General features: G+C 69.4%; 17 protein-coding genes and 1 tRNA gene. 4 read left to right on the top strand and 14 right to left on the bottom strand.

Translation table 11 applies throughout. From position 1 onward, the window contains the following. Position 1: 1 nt before the first annotated feature. The 8 genes from BGP73_RS09955 to dnaK form a co-directional block, all read right to left on the bottom strand. The gene (locus BGP73_RS09955; protein WP_069813830.1) at positions 2 to 496 is read right to left on the bottom strand and encodes a lasso peptide biosynthesis B2 protein; all 495 of its coding nucleotides are present in this window, start codon (positions 494 to 496) and stop codon (positions 2 to 4) included. Next, positions 493 to 750, bottom strand: a complete 258-nt coding sequence (locus tag BGP73_RS09950) for a lasso peptide biosynthesis PqqD family chaperone (RefSeq protein ID WP_069813828.1) — start codon at positions 748 to 750, stop codon at positions 493 to 495. The genes BGP73_RS09955 and BGP73_RS09950 overlap by 4 nt, the downstream gene beginning before the upstream one ends. A 21-nt stretch (positions 751 to 771) precedes the next feature. Further along, positions 772 to 2,583, bottom strand: a complete 1,812-nt coding sequence (locus BGP73_RS09945; protein ID WP_107474000.1) for an asparagine synthase-related protein — start codon at positions 2,581 to 2,583, stop codon at positions 772 to 774. Positions 2,584 to 2,604: 21 nt separating this feature from the next. Beyond that, positions 2,605 to 2,721: a keywimysin-related RiPP gene (locus tag BGP73_RS23520; protein WP_244501147.1), complete on the bottom strand. Its 117-nt coding sequence runs from the start codon at positions 2,719 to 2,721 to the stop codon at positions 2,605 to 2,607. 309 nt (positions 2,722 to 3,030) lie between these two features. Then, positions 3,031 to 3,498, bottom strand: coding sequence for a heat shock protein transcriptional repressor HspR (locus tag BGP73_RS09940; protein WP_107473999.1), 468 nt, complete (start codon positions 3,496 to 3,498; stop codon positions 3,031 to 3,033). Position 3,499: 1 nt separating this feature from the next. Next, the gene (gene dnaJ / locus BGP73_RS09935; RefSeq protein ID WP_069813824.1) at positions 3,500 to 4,690 is read right to left on the bottom strand and encodes a molecular chaperone DnaJ; all 1,191 of its coding nucleotides are present in this window, start codon (positions 4,688 to 4,690) and stop codon (positions 3,500 to 3,502) included. A 33-nt stretch (positions 4,691 to 4,723) separates the two neighbouring features. Further along, positions 4,724 to 5,395 (bottom strand): nucleotide exchange factor GrpE, encoded by a 672-nt coding sequence (gene grpE / locus BGP73_RS09930; protein WP_069813822.1) that lies wholly within the window; start codon positions 5,393 to 5,395, stop codon positions 4,724 to 4,726. Next, complete coding sequence (dnaK, locus tag BGP73_RS09925; protein ID WP_069813820.1) at positions 5,392 to 7,257, bottom strand: molecular chaperone DnaK; 1,866 nt, start codon at positions 7,255 to 7,257, stop codon at positions 5,392 to 5,394. The genes grpE and dnaK overlap by 4 nt, the downstream gene beginning before the upstream one ends. 343 nt (positions 7,258 to 7,600) lie before the next feature. Here dnaK and BGP73_RS09920 point away from each other — a divergent pair, with 343 nt between their 5' ends. The 3 genes from BGP73_RS09920 (at position 7,601) to BGP73_RS09910 (ending at position 13,030) form a co-directional block, all read left to right on the top strand. Next, the gene (locus BGP73_RS09920) at positions 7,601 to 9,895 is read left to right on the top strand and encodes a (Fe-S)-binding protein (RefSeq protein ID WP_069813818.1); all 2,295 of its coding nucleotides are present in this window, start codon (positions 7,601 to 7,603) and stop codon (positions 9,893 to 9,895) included. A 515-nt stretch (positions 9,896 to 10,410) separates the two neighbouring features. Beyond that, positions 10,411 to 11,931, top strand: coding sequence for an FG-GAP repeat protein (locus BGP73_RS09915; protein ID WP_069813816.1), 1,521 nt, complete (start codon positions 10,411 to 10,413; stop codon positions 11,929 to 11,931). Between the two features lie 118 nt (positions 11,932 to 12,049). Continuing rightward, complete coding sequence (locus BGP73_RS09910; protein WP_244501146.1) at positions 12,050 to 13,030, top strand: Yip1 family protein; 981 nt, start codon at positions 12,050 to 12,052, stop codon at positions 13,028 to 13,030. A gap of 119 nt (positions 13,031 to 13,149) precedes the next feature. Here the strand turns inward: BGP73_RS09910 and dcd are convergent, their stop codons facing one another. Next, positions 13,150 to 13,761 carry a dCTP deaminase gene (gene dcd / locus BGP73_RS09905; RefSeq protein WP_069814008.1) on the bottom strand — a complete coding sequence of 204 codons (612 nt, stop codon included), beginning with the start codon at positions 13,759 to 13,761 and terminating at the stop codon, positions 13,150 to 13,152. Positions 13,762 to 14,387: 626 nt separating this feature from the next. Here dcd and BGP73_RS09900 point away from each other — a divergent pair. Next, positions 14,388 to 14,461, top strand: a tRNA-Gly gene (locus BGP73_RS09900). An 86-nt stretch (positions 14,462 to 14,547) separates the two neighbouring features. On the opposite strand, the gene BGP73_RS09895 is transcribed toward BGP73_RS09900, so the two are convergent. The 5 genes from BGP73_RS09895 to BGP73_RS09875 all read right to left on the bottom strand — a co-directional run bounded on the left by BGP73_RS09895 (position 14,548) and on the right by BGP73_RS09875 (position 19,195). Then, positions 14,548 to 14,769, bottom strand: coding sequence for a DUF6907 domain-containing protein (locus BGP73_RS09895; RefSeq protein ID WP_069813807.1), 222 nt, complete (start codon positions 14,767 to 14,769; stop codon positions 14,548 to 14,550). 171 nt (positions 14,770 to 14,940) lie between these two features. After that, positions 14,941 to 15,930: a LysR substrate-binding domain-containing protein gene (locus BGP73_RS09890; RefSeq protein ID WP_280138143.1), complete on the bottom strand. Its 990-nt coding sequence runs from the start codon at positions 15,928 to 15,930 to the stop codon at positions 14,941 to 14,943. 19 nt (positions 15,931 to 15,949) lie between these two features. Then, a complete protein-coding gene (locus BGP73_RS09885) occupies positions 15,950 to 16,279 on the bottom strand; it encodes a non-heme iron oxygenase ferredoxin subunit (protein ID WP_069813805.1) in 330 nt (109 codons plus the stop codon). Positions 16,280 to 16,515: 236 nt separating this feature from the next. Then, on the bottom strand, positions 16,516 to 18,102 hold the full coding sequence (locus BGP73_RS09880; protein ID WP_069813803.1) for a xylulokinase: 1,587 nt from the start codon (positions 18,100 to 18,102) through the stop codon (positions 16,516 to 16,518). Between the two features lie 85 nt (positions 18,103 to 18,187). After that, positions 18,188 to 19,195, bottom strand: a complete 1,008-nt coding sequence (locus BGP73_RS09875; protein ID WP_069813801.1) for a fatty acid desaturase — start codon at positions 19,193 to 19,195, stop codon at positions 18,188 to 18,190. Positions 19,196 to 19,332 lie beyond the last annotated feature (137 nt).

Here is a 19,332-nt window from a genome sequence, read left to right as displayed (position 1 = left end):
CTCAGCCCGTCTCCTCCCGGGAGGCAGCGGGCTCACCGGATGCCCCGGAAGAGCTCGGCGGCACCGGTGCGGGCTCCGCGGGCGGCACGGTGATGAGCCGGGAGAAACTGTCGTACCCGCCCTTCTCCCCGATCATCTCCCGACCGACCTCCACCCAGGCGTGCGCGAGGAACGGCGGCATCGACCGCACCCCCACGCTCCAGGTGGGCCATCGGCCCTGGAAGCGGCAGAGCATCACGATCGACAGCGAGCGGGGCAGACAGGCCCGGAGCCCGTTGAGGCTGAGGCTGGCCGCCAGGACCGCCTCCCGCGCCTCCCGCACCTCCTCCACACCGGCCGGCGGCACCCCCTTGCTCAGCCGGACCAGCACCCGGCGGAGCCGGTGCGGCTTGAGGAGGGCCAACAGCCTCCCCGCCCAGATGGCCAGCCGGGTCAGCAACCGCAGCCGGAAGGGGCGCTTGACCCCGTCCTGCCGCAGCGCGATGGTGACGCTCATTTCTGCACCACCCCGGCCTCCCGCATGGACTCGATCAGCGCGTGGACGTCGACCGAGGCGCGTTCGACGTCCACCTCGAAGTGCTCGGTCACCCGCCGCACCGCCTCCGGCTCGTCCCCTCCGTCCAGCAGCACCCGGACGACCAGCGCCGCCGTCGGGTTCAGCTGCCAGTACTGGCCGCTCTTGGCGTCAAGGAGCACCGCGCCGTACTCGGTGTCGGTGACGGCCAGGTCCTTGTGGTTGCGCAACTTCATGGTTCTCCTCGCCGCTGGCCGTCACTGGACGGCGCGCAGCCACGTTTCGCAGATGAGAGTGGAGTTGATGCCGCCGTCCCTGAGCTCCGGGGTGCCCGGTGTCGAGCACTTCCTGCTCACCGCCTCGGCGTCGATCAGCCCCGCCTTGGCCAGCGCGCTGTCCTGCCAGAGGTCGATCAGCTCTTGGCGGTGGCGGTAGAGGCCGCCGACCGCGTCGAAGGTGCCCTCGCCCTTGGTGGTCCGCGCCCGGCACGCGTCGGGCAGGATCCCCCGCACGGCCTCCATCAGCAGCGGCTTGTACTCGTAGGGGGTCGCCCGGTCCTCGACCCGGACCGCCAGCGCGGCGTCCACCACCGCGTCGTCGAAGTACGGGGTGGACATCGGCACCCCCGCACGCCGGGCGGCGTCGCCGATCGAACCGGTCTCCAGGGTGGTGGTCAGGATGTTGTCGAGCTCCATATGGCGGCCGATCGTGTCGCCGCGCGGTTCCGCCTGGGCCACCGCCTTCCGTAGCTCCTCGGCGAGCAGTTCCCGGCAGTCGTCGGTCAGCCAGGAGGGCACGACGGGCCGCCTCACCCACGTCAACCCCGGGGTGCTGAATCCGAGGTCGCCGGAGTGGTCGAGGTCGATCCGGGCGAGCGCGCTGCGGTACGAACGCCGGTCGAGCAGTTGCCGCAGCACCGCCGAGCCGGACCAGCCGTAGAGAATTCCGTAGGCCCGGATGCGTTGGAGCGAAAGAATGGGGCGACGCGGAAGCAGACCGTGGTAATGGGTGCCGGAACTGAAGAAGAGATGGTCTCCGCCATGGCCGCCCAGATGGAGCCGGGAGCCGCGTTCCGCCATGCGCGATATCAAAATCGTGGCACGTTTTCGACTCACCGAGATAATGCCGGGGAAATCGGAGCGGCAGCCTTCGTCGAGCGCGCCGCTGTAGAAGAGCGGCTGCTCTTCCGGCGGCAGCTGGTAGTGCTCCACATGCGGCCAGTGCGAGGCCGCCACCCGAGCCCAGTGCCCGTCCTCGTTGATCGACTCGTCCCCGCCGTTGGTGCAGACGACGAGTTCTCCCGGGCCGAGCTGCCCGGCGGCGATGGAGCTCAGCGAGGTCGAGTCCAGCCCGCCCGAGAGGTCCGAGCTGATCACCCCACCGCGGTGGGTCCGGGCCCCGACCGCGGCCACCAGCGCCTCCCGCACCAGCCGCGCCCCCTCGGCCAACCCGAGATGCGGCTCGGCCGGCCGGTGCCACCTGACGTGCCGGGACGGCGCCCCGTCCGCGGACGCCAGCAGGTACCAGCCAGGCTGCACCGCCCGCACCTCGTGCCACATGGTGCGCTCGTTCAGCTGCGCCGGGAGGGGTTGCAACAGCTTCCAGGCCAGCGCACCGGCGTCGAGGCGGGCGCCGGTGAGCTCGGCCAGCCGCAGTGCGCGGTCCGAGGCCACCAGGGCCCCCTCGGCCCGGGCGTGGTAGACCCGACGGGTGCCGTAGGCGGTCCCCTGCACGTACAGCGCGCCATCGACGCTGCCCAGCACGTGGAAGTCGCCCGCCAGCGAGGTCGAGAGCCCCTCGACGCGGCGCGCGTCACCGTTCAGCCCTCCGACCCACCGCTGGAGCTCGTCGCGCAGCGGGGGCAGGGTGCCGATCAGTGCGACCGCGTCCCGGCCGGCGCGCGCGACGGCCAGTTCGCCCTCGCCCCACCGGCCGAGGATCCACGGCCGGCCCGACGGGTGGTCGAGCTGGCTCAGACCGGGATCCTCAGCCCGTAGGCGACGGACCACGGCCCCGACTTCGTCACGATCAGGAAGCGCGATGAAAAAGGGTGCGCCATGGTCCGTCATGTGATGCTCCTCGGTTTTGAATCAGAACCAGCCGGGGGCATTCCAGTCGGCAGCGACAGCGACGACCAGACCGGTCGCCTCACGGAACGAACCGGCGGCAGAGAATTCCGGGGTCTCGTACACGGCCTTGATGACCATCTTGGGTCCTTTCAGTGGACGGGTATTGCACGGGTACCTTCGCAGACCGGCAACACGGGAAGCAATGGATTGACATTTTCATGTCACGCACAAAAAAGGGGAACCCGGTAATTGAATTACGAATGACCGGTGTCTTTTGCCTGCCTTTGCTATTCTCCCCGCAGTATCCGCTGGCCCGCCCGGTAACAGGCGAACCGTCGGCGACCGGCTGGGCTTCCGGCCCCGGACATGGCTGTGGCCGGCCACCTGTCGGTGACCGGCCACAGCCATGTCATGAGCGGGCTGGAGCGACCCCCGCGCGGTCAGCCCTCAGTCGGCGGACCGCTGCGGACGCCAGACCACCAGCGCGCTGGTCTGCTGCACGTCCTGGTACGGCACCAGGTCCCGGCGGTAGGAGGCGTGCACCGCCGCCTCCCGCTGCCGGATCGTCGCGGCGGCACCCTCCACGGCCTGCTGCAGCTCCGCGACCCTCGACTGGAGCGCCGCGACCTGGTTCTCCAACTCGATGATCCGCTTGATCCCGGCGAGGTTGATGCCCTCGTCCTGGCTCAGCTGCTGTACCTGCCGCAGTAGTTCGATGTCCCGGGCCGAGTAGCGCCGACCCCGCCCGGCCGTACGGTCCGGTGAGACCAGGCCCAGCCGGTCGTACTGTCGCAGCGTCTGCGGGTGCAGCCCGGAGAGCTGCGCGGCGACCGAGATGACGTATACCGGTGAGTCCTCGGTCAGCTGGTAGGGGTTGCGGCTGCCGCCGTTCCCCTGCACTCCTCGGCTGGTCATCTCATGCTCCCTTCACGGCCTGGAACAGCTCCGCTCGCGGATCCCTACCCGCGGTGGCCTCCCGATACGACTCCAATGCCTCCCGGGCCTTGTCGTCGAGCTGGTCGGGGACCGCGATCTCCACGGTGACCAGCAGGTCGCCGCGGGTGCCGTCCTTGCGCACGGCCCCCTTTCCCCGGGCCCGCATGGTCCGTCCGTTGGGGGTGCCCGCCGGCAACTTCAGGTTGACCGGCGGCCCACCCAGCGTGGGTACCCGTACCGTGCCTCCGAGCGCCGCCTCCGGGAAGCTGACCGGCACCGTCACGGTGAGGTTGTCGCCCTTGCGCCCGAAGACCGGGTGCGGTTCGACGTTCACCACGACGTACAGGTCACCGGCCGGACCTCCGCGCTCGCCCGGCGCCCCCTTGCCGCGCAGCCGGATCCGCTGGCCGTCGCTGACGCCGGCCGGGATCCGCACCTGCATGGTGCGCGAACTCGTGGCCCGCCCACTGCCCTTGCAGACATCGCACGGCGTCTCGGCGATCAGACCACGGCCCTTGCAGTCCACGCAGGGGTCGGTGAGCGAGAAGCCGCCACCGCCGCCGCGTGAGACCTGGCCGGTGCCCACACAGGTCGGGCAGACCCGGGGGGTGCCGTTCTTGTCACCGGTGCCGGAACACGCCTTGCACGCCGCCGAACTGGACATCCGGAGCGGGACCGTGGCCCCGTCGACGGCCTCCGTGAAGCTCAGCGTGACCTCGGACTCCACGTCCTGGCCGCGGCGCGGCTGGGTGCGGGTCCCCGCTCCCGCCCCGCCGCGGTTGAACAGGCCCCCGAAGACGTCGCCGAGCCCGCCGCCGAAACCGCCGGCCCCGGCCCCGCCACCGCCCTGGGTGCCCCCGAAGAGGTCACCCAGGTCGAAGTTGAAGCCGGCCTGGCCGCCGGCGCCACCCGGCCCGCCGCGGAGGCCGCCGCCCGCGAAGAGCGACCGCGCCTCGTCGTACTCCTTGCGGCGCTTGGGATCGCCCAGGATGTCGTTGGCCTCGGAGATCTCCTTGAAGCGCTCCTCGGCCTCGCGGTTCCCCTTGTTGGCGTCCGGGTGGTACTCGCGGGCGAGCTTCCGGTACGCCTTCTTGATCTCCGCCTCGGTCGCGTCCTTCGGGACGCCGAGGACTTTGTAGTAGTCCTTCTCCACGAAGTCCTTGGTGCTCATCCCCGACGTCCCTCCTTCCGCACGACCACCGCGTCAGCCCTCGTCCGGGCCACCGCTCTCCTCGCCGGCGCCTTCCGGCGCCGCGCCCTCGGCGCCCTGGCCGGGGTGCGCCCCCGGCTGGGGCTCGGCGACCGCGACCCGAGCCGGTCGAATCGTCCGCTCACCCAGCCGGTAACCCGGCTGCAGCACCGAAACGCACGTCGTCTCCGTGACGTTCGGAGCATACGAGTGCATGAGCGCCTCGTGAATGAGCGGGTCGAACGGCTCCCCTTCCTGGCCGAACTGCTCCAGACCCATCTTGGTGAGCACGGTCTCCACCGAGTCGGCGACCGACTTGAAGCCGCCCACCAACTCCCCGTGGTCCCGGGCCCGCCCGATGTCGTCCAGCACGGGCAGCAGTTCGGACAGCAGGTTCGCCGTGGCGACCTCCTTGACCATCGCCCGGTCCCGCTCCACCCGGCGGCGGTAGTTCTGGTACTCCGCCTGCAGCCGCTGCAGATCCGCGGTGCGCTCGTTGAGCGCGGTGCGGACCTGGTCCAGCTGTGCCATGAGAGCGGCCGTGTGCTGTGCGTCCCCGACCGGAGCGCCGGCCCCCGCCTGATCGGCGGTATCGGCGGCCGGCGCCGAGTTCTCAGCGGGCTGAGCCACTTCCGCTTCGGGGGGGACGTCGGGCTCCTGCTCGAAGCCCGGGGTCTCCTCCGTCACGCCGCACCGTCCTGCCGCTTGTCGTCCTTGACGTCGTCGACGATCTCGGCGTCGACCACGTCCTCGTCCCGGGCGCCCTCAGCACCGGCACCGCCGGCCGCACCCGCGGCGCCCTCGCCGCCCTCGGCCTGGGCGTTGGCGTACATCGCCTGCCCCAGCTTCTGGCTGACCGCGGCGACCTTCTCGGTGGCCTCGCGGATCGCGGCGGTGTCCTCGCCCTTCAGCTTCTCCTTGAGGTCGCCGATGGACTCCTCGACCTCGGTCTTCACATCGCCGGGCACCTTGTCCTCGTTGTCCTTGAGGAACTTCTCCGTCTGGTAGACGAGCTGCTCGGCCTGGTTGCGGGTCTCGGCGGCCTCCCGGCGGCGGTGGTCCTCGTCGGCGTACTGCTCCGCCTCCCGCATCATGCGGTCGATGTCGTCCTTCGGCAGCGCCGAGCCGCCGGTGACGGTCATCCGCTGCTCCTTGCCCGTGCCCAGGTCCTTGGCGGACACGTGCATGATGCCGTTGGCGTCGATGTCGAAGGTGACCTCGATCTGCGGAACGCTCCGCGGGGCCGGCGGCAGCCCGGTCAGCTCGAACATCCCGAGCTTCTTGTTGTACGCCGCGATCTCGCGCTCGCCCTGGTAGACCTGGATCTGCACGGACGGCTGGTTGTCCTCGGCCGTGGTGAAGATCTCCGAGCGCTTGGTCGGGATGGTCGTGTTCCGCTCGATGAGCTTGGTCATGATCCCGCCCTTGGTCTCGATACCGAGGGACAGCGGGGTGACGTCCAGCAGCAGGACGTCCTTGACCTCGCCCTTGAGCACACCGGCCTGGAGCGCCGCACCGACGGCGACGACCTCGTCCGGGTTGACGCTCTTGTTGGCCTCCTTGCCACCGGTCAGGTCGCGGACCAGGTCGGTGACGGCGGGCATCCGGGTCGAACCGCCGACCAGGACGACGTGGTCGATGTCGGAGAGCGCGATCCCCGCGTCCTTGATGACGTTCTGGAACGGGATCTTGCAGCGCTCGATCAGGTCGGCGGTCAGCTGCTGGAACTGGGCGCGGGTGAGCTTCTCGTCCAGGTGGAGCGGCCCTTCGGCGGAGGCCGTGATGTAGGGCAGGTTGATCGTGGTCTCGGTGGACGAGGAGAGCTCGATCTTCGCCTTCTCAGCGGCCTCGCGGAGCCGCTGGAGCGCCATCTTGTCCTTGCCCAGGTCGACGCCGTGGCCGTTCTGGAACTGCTTGACCAGGTACTCGACGACCCGCTGGTCCCAGTCGTCACCACCGAGGTGGTTGTCGCCGTTGGTCGCCTTGACCTCCACCACGCCGTCGCCGATCTCCAGCAGCGAGACGTCGAAGGTGCCACCGCCGAGGTCGAAGACCAGGATCGTCTGGTCCTCCTTCTCCAGGCCGTAGGCGAGGGCGGCGGCGGTCGGCTCGTTGACGATCCGCAGCACGTTCAGACCGGCGATCTCGCCGGCCTCCTTGGTGGCCTGCCGCTCGGCGTCGTTGAAGTACGCCGGCACGGTGACGACCGCGTCGGTCACCTTCTCACCGAGGTAGGCCTCCGCGTCCCGCTTGAGCTTCTGCAGGATGAAGGCGCTCATCTGCTGCGGGTTGAAGTCCTTGCCGTCCAGGTTGATCTTCCAGTCGGTGCCCATGTGGCGCTTGACCGACCGGATGGTCCGCTCGACGTTGGTGACCGCCTGGCGCTTGGCCACCTCACCGACCAGCACTTCGCCGTTCTTGGCGAAGGCCACGACGGACGGCGTGGTCCTGGCGCCCTCGGCGTTGGTGATGACGGTGGGCTCACCGCCCTCGAGAACACTGACGACGGAGTTCGTCGTACCCAGGTCGATGCCGACCGCACGTGCCATGGTGGAACCCTCCAGCTGACTTGAGTGGAACAGACTCAAGAGTGCCCGACCCGGAACCCCGCTGTCAATTGACGTGAGCCGACCACGCTCAACTCTTATGCGGTTCTTATTGTCAGCGCCCCGAGCGGCCGGCCAGTCGCGGCACCCGACCCGCACGGAAGCACCGGGCGGCTGCACCGAACGGGTGGCGGACCGGGCCCCGCCGATTCCCCGCGGCGGCTCTCTGGTTACCTCGGTCACACCCCTCGCGACTTCATGGACGCCCGAAACCTGGGTAACCTCGGGGGGAATAAGTAAGTTACTGCTTAGTAATCCCCCGCTCTGGCAGGTACGAGGAGCCGTTATGCAACTCGCCGCGATCATCGTGTCGCTGGTCCTCACGGCGGTCGGCGTTGCGCTCATCGCCCGCGCCGTCACACAGCTCTACCGGCACTTCCGGTTGGGACAACCGGTGCCGGCGGGCAGCAGGACCGACCACCCCGGGCAGCGCACCGCCACCCTGGCCAGAGAGTTCCTCGGCCACACCCGGATGAACCGCTGGGGGATCGTCGGCGTCGCGCACTGGTTCGTCGCGATCGGCTTCCTCACCCTGCCGCCGACCCTCGCCACGGCCTACGGCCAGCTCTTCAAGGCCGACTGGACGCTCCCGATCATCGGCGGCTGGCTGCCCTTCCAGATGTACGTCGAGTTCATCGGCCTGATGACCGTCCTGGGCATCCTGGTGCTGATCGCCATCCGGCTGCTGAACCTGCCCTCCCGGGCCGGTCGGAAGTCCCGGTTCACCGGCTCGAAGGCGTGGCAGGCGTACTTCGTCGAGTACGTCATCCTCACCATCGGCGCCGCGATCCTGGTCCTCCGCGGGCTGGAGGGCGCCGTCCAGCACGTCTCCGGTTACGGAGCCGCGCACTTCGTCTCCTACCCGCTGGTGACCGCCTTCGACGGGCTGAGCACCGGCACCCTGCAGAACCTCGTCTACCTGTTCGCGATGATCAAGATCGGCGTGTCGCTGATCTGGATGATCGTGGTGGCGCTCAACACCAACATGGGCGTGGCCTGGCACCGCTTCCTCGGCTTCCCCAACATCTGGTTCAAGCGGAATGCCGACGGCGAGGTCGCCCTGGGCGCCCTCCAGCCGATGACCAGCAACGGCCGGCCGATCGACTTCGAGGACCCCGGGGAGGACGACCAGTTCGGCGTCTCCCAGGTGGAGCACTTCTCCTGGAAGGGCCTGCTGGACTTCTCCACCTGCACCGAGTGCGGCCGCTGCCAGTCCCAGTGCCCGGCCTGGAACACCGGCAAGCCGCTCTCCCCCAAGCTGCTGATCATGTCCCTGCGGGACCACGCCCACGCCAAGGCGCCCTATCTGCTCGCCGGCGGCGGCAAGGACGAGTCGGGTGAGGAGAAGGCCAGCGCCGAGCAGTTGGCCGGCGTACCGGCGGCCGCGCTCGCCGAGGCGGAGCGACCGCTGGTCGGAACCGCCCTGGCCGTATCGGACGGCGGCTTCACCGCGGGCGGCGTCATCGACCCCGACGTGCTCTGGTCCTGCACCACCTGCGGCGCCTGCGTCGAGCAGTGCCCCGTCGACATCGAGCACATCGACCACATCATCGACATGCGGCGCTACCAGGTGATGATCGAGTCGTCCTTCCCCAGCGAGGCCGGGACGATGCTCAAGAACCTGGAACGCAAGGGCAACCCCTGGGGCCTGGCCAAGAAGCAGCGGCTCGCCTGGACCAAGGAGGTCGACTTCGAGGTCCCGGTGGTGGGCAAGGACGTCGAGGACCTCAGCGAGGTCGACTACCTCTACTGGGTGGGTTGCGCCGGAGCCCTCGAGGACCGGGCCAAGAAGACCACCAAGGCCTTCGCCGAACTCCTGCACATCGCCGGCGTGAAGTTCGCGATCATGGGCGGCGACGAGGCCTGCACCGGGGACTCCGCCCGCCGTCTGGGCAACGAGTTCCTCTTCCAGCAGCTCGGTCAGCAGAACGTCGAGATGCTGAACGCGGCGTTCGGCGAGGACGCCGAGGAGGGCGTCCTCGTCGAGAAGTCCAAGAAGCGGATCGTCGCCACCTGCCCGCACTGCTTCAACACCATCGCCAACGAGTACCCGCAGCTCGGCGGCGAGTTCGAGGTGATCCACCACACCCAGTTGCTCCAGCACCTGGTGGACGAGGGCCGGCTGGTGCCGGTGACCCCCGTCGAGGGTCTGATCACCTACCACGACCCCTGCTACCTCGGCCGGCACAACAAGGTGTACACACCGCCGCGCGAGATCATCGCCAAGGTGCCGGGCCTGCGCAACGAGGAGATGCACCGCCACAAGGAGCGCGGCTTCTGCTGCGGCGCGGGCGGCGCCCGGATGTGGATGGAGGAGCGGATCGGCAAGCGGGTCAACGACGACCGCGTCGACGAGGCCCTCTCCCTCAACCCGGACATCATCTCCACCGCCTGCCCGTTCTGCCTGGTCATGCTGACCGACTCGGTCAACGGCAAGAAGGCCGACGGCGGCGGCCAGGCCAAGGAGTCGCTCCAGGTCGTCGACGTCGCGCAACTGCTGCTGGAGTCCGTGAAGTCCGACACGGGCGACGGTGACAGCGGCGACGCCGCGGTGGGCGCGACCGAGCCGGAGCCGGTCTGACACACACCGCGGACACCCACGGCGGGTAGCGACACCCAGCGGACGGCCGGGACCGAACGGTCCCGGCCGTCCGCCGTCTCCCGCCCCGGGCCGAGCTCCGCGACAGCGGATACCGGCGGCACGCAGCCGCCGACGGAAGACCCGTCGGCGGTGCGGAATCGCTGTCTCAGGGGAGGCGCATCCCCCCGCGGAAGCACCTCCCCCTGACCGCGGAGCAGTCTCGCACTCCGCACTGACACTCCAGCCACCTTGGAAGGCCCCGGAGTTGACGTCGCCGCAGCCGCGGACGGCCCGGCACCGCCCGCCGAGGCCGCGGGGGCAGCGGAGCCCGGCAGAGCCGCCCGTCTCCCCGTACGGCACCGCCGGTTCCGCGCCAGCCCGGGACCGGAGCCGGGAAACCGGCCCCCGGCCGGGCGTCACGGGGGTACCGTCCGGAAAGGCTCCACGTGCAGCACCCCGTCAGCGGCGAGTCACCGACCGCGGTCAGCAGGCCCCAGGAGAGCAGGAGAGGCCCCATGCCCAGACGTCTACGCACCGCCCTCCTCGCCGCGATTGCCGGTGCCGCCCTCGTCGGCGGGCTGCTCACCACCGCCGGCGAGCCGGCGTCCGCCGCCCCGGCCGGTATCGAGGGCGACTTCAACGGCGACTCCGTCCGGGACGTCGTCATCTCCGCGCCGTACGCCACCGTCGACGGCGCGAAGGAGGCCGGAGCGGTCGTCGTCCTGTACGGCGCCCGGCACCAGAGCCTGAGCGAGGATCCGTCCCGCAGGGTCGTCATCAGCCAGAACTCCCCCGGCGTCCCGGGGGCGGCGGAGGCGGGCGACCTGTTCGGGGCCGCGACCGCCGCGGGGGACTTCAACGGCGACGGCTACACCGACCTGGCCGTCGGCACCCCGGGGGAGGACGTCACCGGGGACGACGACGCCGGCCTGGTCCAGATCCTCTGGGGCTCCGCACACGGGCTGGCCGCCGGCGCCCCCGACGGCCTGCCCGCCGGCACCACCCTGCCGGAGCCCGCCTCCACCTCGCACGACCGGTTCGGCGCCGCGCTGGCCGCCGGGGACTTCCACGGCACCGGCCACACCAGCCTGGCCACCGGCGACTCCTCGGCCACCGTCCGGATCTTCCAGGGCCCCATCTCCCCCGCCTCCGGCGCCCCGGCGGCCCGGCAGGCCGTCCCCACCCCAGTGCTCGCCGGCGGCGAGCACGGCGTCCAGGCCCTCACCGCCGGGGACATGACCGCCGACGGGCGCGCCGAACTGATCGTGCACGGGCTCGGGGCCACGGCCTCCGGCGGCAAGCACCCCGGTGCCGCGTACTACCTGCCGGGCTCCCCAGACGGCCCGGACGGCTCGGCGGTCCGGACACTGCCCGGCGGTCTGGTGAGCGCCATCGGCGACGTGGACGGGGACTCCTACGGAGACCTCGTCGTCGGCGCGCCCCTGGAACCGGGCGCGGAGGGTGCCGCCGCCGACGCCACCAAGGGCGGCCGGGTCAGCCTGGTCCGCGGCTCCGCGAGCGGCCCGAGCGGCGCGGTCGAGCACATCGACCAGGAGTCCGGGGACATCCCGGGCGGCAGCGAGACCGGTGACGCCTTCGGCTGGTCGGTGACGCTCGGGGACATCGACGGCGACGGCCTGCTGGACCTGGCGATCGGCGCCCCGGGCGAGGACATCCGCGACCCGCTGGGGACCAACATCATGGACACCGGCTCGGTGACCGTCGTCTACGGGTCGCCGGACGGCCTCGACACCGGGCACGTCCAGTACTTCCACCAGGACACCCCCCAGATCCCGGGCGCGGACGAGACCGGCGACCGCTTCGGGGCCGAGGTCTTCCTCGCCGATCTCAACGCCGACAACCGGGCCGATCTGACCATCGGCGCGGACGGGGAGAACGACGGCAACGGCGCCGCGCTCTCCCTGCTGTCCGACGGCAACGAGTTGCACGGGATCGGGTCGGTCTACTTCTCCACCACCGCGGCGGGCGTCGACACCGCGGGCAAACCCCGGTTCGGCCGCCCCATGGCCGGCTGACCATCCGGCCGGGGGCCGCCCGGCGGCGGGTCGTCCGACACGATGTCACGACTCGGCAGCAAACCCCGTCGGATCCCCCGGGCCCCGCACCCGCGCCCGCGCAACCAGGTACGTTCGAATGGTGGCTGGATTCAGGATGGGGCGCGGCCGGGACTCCGGCTCCGCGCAGCAGCAGGGCCCGTACCCACAGCAGCAGGGCCAGTACCCGCAACAGGGGCCGTACCCGGCGCACGCTCAGCCGCCGTACGGGGGGCAGCAGCCCTACCCGGCGCCATACGGTCAGCAGCCCGCGGCCCCGTCGGCCCAGCAGTGGCAGCAGTACGGCGGGGGCGGCGGCCGGAGCGGCGAGCCGGAGTACCTCGGCGGGCCGCACTACGGCGGCCAGGCCCCCTACCACGACGGGGCGGACTCCTACGACGACAACCCGGGGCACACCCGGGCGTTCAGCGTCGACGAGCTGAACCAGGGCTACGGGCCCGGCTCCGAGCAGGACGGTCAGCCCGCGTACCACGGTGGCAGCACCTACCGCGCCGGTCAGAGCGGTACGGCGCCGGTCGCCCCGAGGCTGCACTGGAAGAGGCTGCTCAGCGGCATCGTGCTGCGGCCCGGACCGACGTTCATGGTGATGCGCGACCACACGATGTGGGGCGCCGCGCTCACCGTCACCTTCCTCTACGGGCTGGTGGCCGTCTTCGGCTTCGACGAGGCCCGCGAGGACGTGCTCAACGCCACCCTGGGCAACAGCGTTCCCTGGGTGATCAGCACCGGGATCGCCGTGGTCATCAGCGGCCTGATCCTGGGCGCGGTGACCCACACCCTCGCCCGGCAGTTGGGCGGGGACGGGGCCTGGCAGCCGACGGTGGGCCTCTCCATGCTGATCATGTCCCTCACCGACGCACCCCGGCTGCTCTTCGCGGTCTTCCTGGGCGGCGACAGCACCCTGGTGCAGACCCTGGGCTGGGTGACCTGGATCGCGGCAGGAACGCTCTTCACCTCGATGGTGGGCAAGTCCCACGACCTGCCGTGGGCCCGGGCGCTGAGCGCCTCGTCGATCCAACTGGTGGCGCTCCTGGCGCTGATCAAGCTGGGCACCCTCTGACCCGGGTCCGGGCGACCGCGACCGGGCCGGACGCTCCTCCGCCGATCGCGCGCCGCGGTCGTTCGGCGAGCCGGCCACACGGCCACCGAGCCGCGTGACACCGCGCCTCCGGTTCCGCGTCAGCCCTCGGGAGCCGGCTCGGTACGGGGCTCGGACCGGACCGTGGTGCGGTGGAAGTTCAGATACGAACGGGAGGGCGTGGGGCCGCGCTGTCCCTGGTAGCGGGAGCCGTAGCGGGCCGAGCCGTAGCCGTGCTCGGCGGGCGAGGTCATCCGGAACAGGCAGAGCTGGCCGATCTTCATGCCGGGCCACAGCTTGATCGGCAGGGTCGCCATGTTCGACAGCTCGAGCGTCACATGTCCCGAGAAGCCGGGGTCGATGAACCCGGCGGTGGAGTGGGTGAGCAGTCCCAGCCGGCCCAGACTCGACTTGCCCTCAAGCCGGGAGGCGAGGTCGGTGGGGAGCGAGATGACCTCGTAGGTGGAGGCGAGCACGAACTCCCCGGGGTGCAGGATGAACGCCTCGTCGCCCTCCGGCTCCACCAGACGCGTCAGATCCGGCTGCTCGACGGCCGGGTCGATGTGCGGGTAGCGGTGGTTCTCGAACACCCGGAAGTATCGGTCCAACCGCACATCGATGCTCGATGGCTGCACCATCTCGGCGTCGTAAGGGTCGATACGCACCCGGCCGGAGTCGATCTCGGCCCGGATGTCCTTGTCAGAGAGAAGCACGCTGTGAGCGTACGCGGCCGGCAGGAGCACGACCCAATCCGGGTCACACCGGACCGCCGTCGCCCGCTCCCAGCGACGAACGACCGCCGGCCGACGGCCTCCGCGCCCCCTGCAGAGGTCGGAGATCTCTCCGGCCGGCGCCCACTACCGCCTCCCTAAACCACCGCACGGCGCTCCCCGCTCATCGGTGGCGATCCCGCGCTGCTCCGCTCCTGCCGCTCCGCTGCCGCGGCTTACCGCTTCAGCTGTCCTGCGACCGGCACCGCGTGCCGCAGGCGGGCACACTGCGGGCAGCGCAACAGCCGCCCCGGCCCGATCCGGTCGTGCCCGAGATTCTGCAGCGGGAACGACTCCGTGCTGAACACGTGTCCTGCGGCACAACGTACGACGGTGCGCTCCATCAAGTCCCTTCCCCAACCTTCGTGGACGACAATCGACACATTAGGGGATGGCTCGGACAGTGCTCCAAACGGCGCTCCGGACGGCTAACCGTACGCCCAACTGCCCGCCGCCGCAGCCACATAGCCTCCTCTCCGAGCAGCACAAAAGCCCCACGGCGGATACGCCGGGGGCCGAGCATGAGGTAGAGTGAGGAATGTCGAGATGCCCTGCGGGGCCTCTCTCGCGCGGGTGTAGTTTAATGGTAGAACATGAGCTTCCCAAGCTTATAGCGCGGGTTCGATTCCCGTCACCCGCTCCACAGTGAAGGCCCAGGTCGCGGACCCGGGCCTTTGTTGCATCCCTTTTTCCTGGCGCGCTGCCCCGCCCCGGGGCACCGTACGCGCGTCAGCCGACCGGCGCCTGCTGGCGTGCCAGCCGGGCGAGCCGGCGGATCTGGGCGGCGAAGGACACCAGTTGGTCGGCGAACTCGTCCACTTCGGTGGGGGACATATCGGCGCTGTCCGAACCCCGCACGACGACGATCTTCCGCCGGGGCTGCTCCACACAGCGCATGGTCAACGGCTGGTCCCGTACCACCAGCGCCTCGGGCAGCGGCAGCTCGACCAAGTCATTCGCTTCGGGCCCCGGCCCACATCGCCCGGCGCCCGTGTGGGGGGTCGGGGCGGTCGCAGCGCGCGCCGTACTTCGATCGGTGTTCATGCGGTTCTCCAATGTGTGAGAGGGGGAGAGGACGGTGGGCGAAAGCGGTCTGCGACCAGCCGTCCGAGCAGTTCCCGGTCAGGCGGTCGGTGTCGCCTTCGACGTCTCGCTCGCATCGAAGAGCTTCTCTGCGGTCGCCATGAAGGCACGCACTCCCGGAGCATGTCGGCGGCTGCGCAGACATACGGCGAAGGCCTCGGTGAAGATGTCGGCGCCGAGAACGGGCAGCTTCCAGGTCCGGGGTTCATCGACGTATTCGGCCTCGGTGCTGATGCCGACACCGAAACCGGCCAGCACCGCCTCCCGGATGCCCTCGCGATCCACCTCCAGCGCCACCCGAGGGGTGATCCCCCGCTCCGCGAGCGCACGTTCGAGCACCAGCCTGCTGGTCGACCCCCGCTCACGCAGGACCAGCGGCTCGTCCGCCAGTTCGCCGAGCTCGATCCCCTCCCGGCCATTCCACGGATGGTCGTCCCGGCAGAACAGCACGATCCGCTGTTTGCTGGAAGGCAGCGCCATCAGCTGGGTGTCGAGCGTCGCCTGTCCGACGATGCCGACGTCGATCCGCTGTTCCACGAGCTGCTCGATGACCGTGGCCGAGTTCGCCAGCTGCAGTGAGACGGTCACCGCGGGGTAGGCCTTGGTGAAGGCCGCGAGTACCCGCATGACGTAGTAGGGTGCCACCCCTCCGACCCTCAGCTCGCCTTGCACGTTGGTCGCCGAGGAACCGAGGAGTTCGACGATCTGACCGTGCAGACCGAAGACCTGCCTGGTCAGCTCGAAGAGCTCCTCGCCGAGCGGGGACAGCACCATGCCGCGGGGGGTACGCCTCACCAGCTCAATGCCGTAGTGCGCCTCGAGCTGCCTGAGCTGGATCGTCACCGTGGGCTGACTGACGTGCAGCAGCGCCGCCGCACCGGTGACACTTCCCGCCATCCCCACGGCATGGAACGAACGGAGCTGGTTGAAGCTGACGTACGGAAGTCCGGTCGCGCGCCTGCCGTCCTGGGTGTCGGGCGTCTGACCCGCCGCTCCGAGTCGCTGAAAATCCGCTTCCCCACTCGCCATCATCGGTGTCACCTCATGCTCAGTCTGGGAGCCGAGCCCAGACCTGTCCGCTTTCGACCTTAGTCGGATAAGTCTGAAGAGGGGCGACGACAGGCGGTGCCATCGGTTTGCCGGTCGGTATGTGGAACACTCCCTGGTGCCGTGGACATTCAATGGTGTCGGCCTGCAGGTAACCGTCGGAAAGCGACGCCTCCTGGTGAGTGCAGCAGTCCTCCGTCACGTGGTAGCTACCGTCTTCCAGGTGGAAAACGGCCAGCGTGCGGCCACAGACCTCGACGCAGATGACATCGTCTTCCTCGACCTCGTCGGCAGCGGTGACCGCGCGCCAGACGTCGTTTTCCTCACTCACGTCATTCTCCTTTTCGTGCTCACGGTCGGCAGCTCAGGACGCCCGAACCGGTGTCGGTGGGCAGAGCTGGCCCCGCCGGGCAGCGGTGTCCGCCGCAGGTGCTCACGGAGCGGAAGGCCGTAACCGGACCACCTCGGTCCGGCGACATCCGGCGTTCCGGGAACTCCGCCCGGTGGGCCGCCCGGAGTGGCTCCGGCCTCACGCCTCACGGCGGGGCGGCCCTGCCCGAAGTCCGGTCAGTTGTTTCCGCCCGCACCCACCATCTCGGTCGGGCCGGGGCGGCTGTATCGGGACACCAGTTGCCTGTGGCGGCTCATGCTGCCCTCGAGGTCCAGGTAGATCTGGTTCCAGGCCTCGAAGAACTCTCCGTACATGGCATGCCGGTCCTGATCCGGCTCGATCACGTGCTTGGTCGGAGCGAGATCCTTCACCGGCTCACGCATGTCCCGGTAGAGACCGGCCCCGGTCGCGGCGATGATGGCGTCGCCGAGTGGGGCCGCCTCGTCCACATCCGTGAGGACCAGCCGCCGACCGGTGATATCGGCAGTGATCTGGTTCCACAGCGCGCTTTTCGTAGGGCCCCCGTTGAGGATGAGTTCGTCGAACTCGGCGCCGGCCTCGGCCGCGATCCGAACATTCGAGTACAGGTCGAAGGCAACACCCTCGATGAGTGCCCGGATGAAGTGTGCGCGGGTGGTGAAGGGCTGTACACCGAAGAACACGCCGGAGGCGCTCATGTCCCACCGCGGTGCCAGCGAGTTTCCGAGGTACGGCAGGTAGAGCAGGCCGTCGGCACCGGCCGCGATCCGCCCCGCCTGCTCGGTGACGAGATCGAAGACGTTACGCCCCATACGTTCCGCCATGACGACTTCGGGGTCGGCGAACTTGTCGCGGAACCATTTCAGCGACGCACCGGTGAAGGCCATGGGAGCGTCGAACAGGGTCAGTCCATCGATCACGTGCGGCCACTTGAGGATCCGGTACTCCGGTATCTCCTGCTCACGTGGGATGATGATGCCGAGGTTGGAGCCGGTGCCCATCGAGTAGTAGGCCTGGCCCGCCTCGGTGACCCCCGCGCCGAGAGCCGCTGCGCTGATGTCCGTCCCCCCGGCGACGACCGCGGTGCCCTTGGGAAGCCCGGTCTCCGCCGCGGACTCGGCCGTGACAGCTCCGATGACGTGCTCGGATGCCATGATCGTGGGATAGATCGCCGGATCCAGCCCGAGGTCGGCGGTCAGAGAGTGATCCCACTTCCCCACCCTGTGTTCGTAAGGGTAGAAAAGACCGGCGTCACCGGGGTTGATGGTGTACTCGCCGGTGAGTCTGAGATTGCAGTACCCGGTGGGTGAAAGGATCTTGTGAATCCGCCGGAAAGTGTCGGGCTCGTGGTTCCGGATCCACAGCAGTTTCGGCTCGATGAACCACGATGCGACCCGGTTTCCGTTGACGGCGTTGACCCGTTTTTCGCCGACGCGCTCCCGGATCTCGTCGCATTCGGCATGAGAACGAGAGTCCATCCAGATCATCGCCGGCCGGAGTGGCTGGCCGAAATCGTCGACCGCGAGCGTCACTCCCACGAGGCCCGAGATCGACACGGCGGCGATGCCTTCGGCATTCGGCAGTTGACTCACGCAACTGCGAATGCACGCCTTCACCGCGTCCCAGTACTCGTCCGGATGCTGTTCCGCCCAGCCGGGGCGGGGGTGGTGCAACGGGTGCTCGGCCGCGGCGGAGGCGACGATGGTGGCGGTGCTGGTATCTAGAACGCAGGCCTTGACGTTGGTGGTGCCGATATCGACACCCAGTGTCAGCTGTCCGGACACGGGCGTTCCTTTCCCTGGTCTGGGCCGGCCCGCGGCGGTGAGGTCGGGGAGGACACGCCGCCGCGGGACCGGGTCTTTGGAGAAGCTATCGCCGGGCCGCGGCCGCCAGCGCGGTCGACGTGGGAACCGTCGATCCCGCCCCGTTGCCGAGATTGGCGACGATGTCACGGTGAGCGCGTATGTAACCCTTGCTGATCACATACTCCCGCTCCTCCGGCTTTCCGGGTAGGGCATGGTGCAGCGCCTCCAGGTTGTAGAAGGGCACTGACGGGGCCATGTGGTGCTCGGCGTGGTATTGCATCTGCCAGTACAGAAAGCGGACCACCGGATTACTCACTGTGGTCCGGGTGTTGGCGAGCCAGTTGGCGTTTTCCTCCATACCGGTGTGCTCTGCCATCCGGACCAGTCGGAGGGAGGGCTCGGCGATGAGCCGCGGGACGATCCAGAAAGCCAGCAGTCCCGGCCAGAAGGAGAACACGACCGACGCCGCGGCCAGCGCGATGTAGAAAGCCACCATGCACCGCGCCTCCCAGATGATCCGAGAGCGCTCCGATACCGGTAGGAAGTCCTTCTCCCGCTCGTTGAAGCGGCCGGTGACGCCGCGGTGGAGCGTGCCGATCATCTTCGGCCAGAACTCCATGCCGAAGACCTCGCCGAGGTAGCCGGCCAGACCGTCGGGCATCGGCACCTGGTCCGGGTCGCGGGCCGGGTCCTGCGTGTAACTGTGGTGTGCCGCGTGCCGGTATCGGAAGTAAAGCGCCGGCCGCATCAGCACCAGTCCGCAGAACGTTGCGAATGCGGAGTTCATCCACCGCGTACGAAAAGCGGTGCTGTGCGTGCATTCGTGCAGCGGAGCGAACAGGAACACCAGCACGACGCCGTGCGCGAACATGGCCGGCACCATCAGCCAGCTACCCCAGCTGAGGGCGATCAGCGCGGCCGTCCCCGCGGCGACGGCGAGATGACCGACGACGTAACGCAGCGCGGGCATGTCGCGCCGGCGCTGCAGGACCTTGAGCTCCTTGCGGGCCAGAGGGGCCTTCGGGGGCTTCGCCCACGGGTCGTCGCCCTCCGGGGTCAGCATCGACCTCATCTCTCACCCTTTCTCTTCGCAATTCCCTTTGAGGCTCGTGGAAACTGTGACGCGACCGACCGGGAAAGTCGAATTCAAAAAACAGAAGAAGGGTATTGACAGAACCTATACGCTCAAATGCCGGCGCCTTTCGGGCT

Source organism: Streptomyces sp. TP-A0874, assembly GCF_001748085.1.
In the GTDB taxonomy this organism is placed as follows: domain Bacteria; phylum Actinomycetota; class Actinomycetes; order Streptomycetales; family Streptomycetaceae; genus Streptomyces.
The sequence above is the reverse complement of the archived record's forward strand: the minus strand, read 5'-3'. Positions and strand labels throughout refer to the sequence as shown.

Coding starts and splice junctions, on each gene's coding strand:
- BGP73_RS09955 (WP_069813830.1), bottom strand. CDS start 496: ATGAGCGTCACCATCGCGCTGCGGCAGGACGGGGTCAAGCGCCCCTTC.
- BGP73_RS09950 (WP_069813828.1), bottom strand. CDS start 750: ATGAAGTTGCGCAACCACAAGGACCTGGCCGTCACCGACACCGAGTAC.
- BGP73_RS09945 (WP_107474000.1), bottom strand. CDS start 2,583: ATGACGGACCATGGCGCACCCTTTTTCATCGCGCTTCCTGATCGTGAC.
- BGP73_RS23520 (WP_244501147.1), bottom strand. CDS start 2,721: ATGGTCATCAAGGCCGTGTACGAGACCCCGGAATTCTCTGCCGCCGGT.
- BGP73_RS09940 (WP_107473999.1), bottom strand. CDS start 3,498: ATGACCAGCCGAGGAGTGCAGGGGAACGGCGGCAGCCGCAACCCCTAC.
- dnaJ (WP_069813824.1), bottom strand. CDS start 4,690: ATGAGCACCAAGGACTTCGTGGAGAAGGACTACTACAAAGTCCTCGGC.
- dnaK (WP_069813820.1), bottom strand. CDS start 7,257: ATGGCACGTGCGGTCGGCATCGACCTGGGTACGACGAACTCCGTCGTC.
- BGP73_RS09920 (WP_069813818.1), top strand. CDS start 7,601: ATGCAACTCGCCGCGATCATCGTGTCGCTGGTCCTCACGGCGGTCGGC.
- BGP73_RS09915 (WP_069813816.1), top strand. CDS start 10,411: ATGCCCAGACGTCTACGCACCGCCCTCCTCGCCGCGATTGCCGGTGCC.
- BGP73_RS09910 (WP_244501146.1), top strand. CDS start 12,050: ATGGTGGCTGGATTCAGGATGGGGCGCGGCCGGGACTCCGGCTCCGCG.
- BGP73_RS09890 (WP_280138143.1), bottom strand. CDS start 15,930: ATGGCGAGTGGGGAAGCGGATTTTCAGCGACTCGGAGCGGCGGGTCAG.
- BGP73_RS09875 (WP_069813801.1), bottom strand. CDS start 19,195: ATGAGGTCGATGCTGACCCCGGAGGGCGACGACCCGTGGGCGAAGCCC.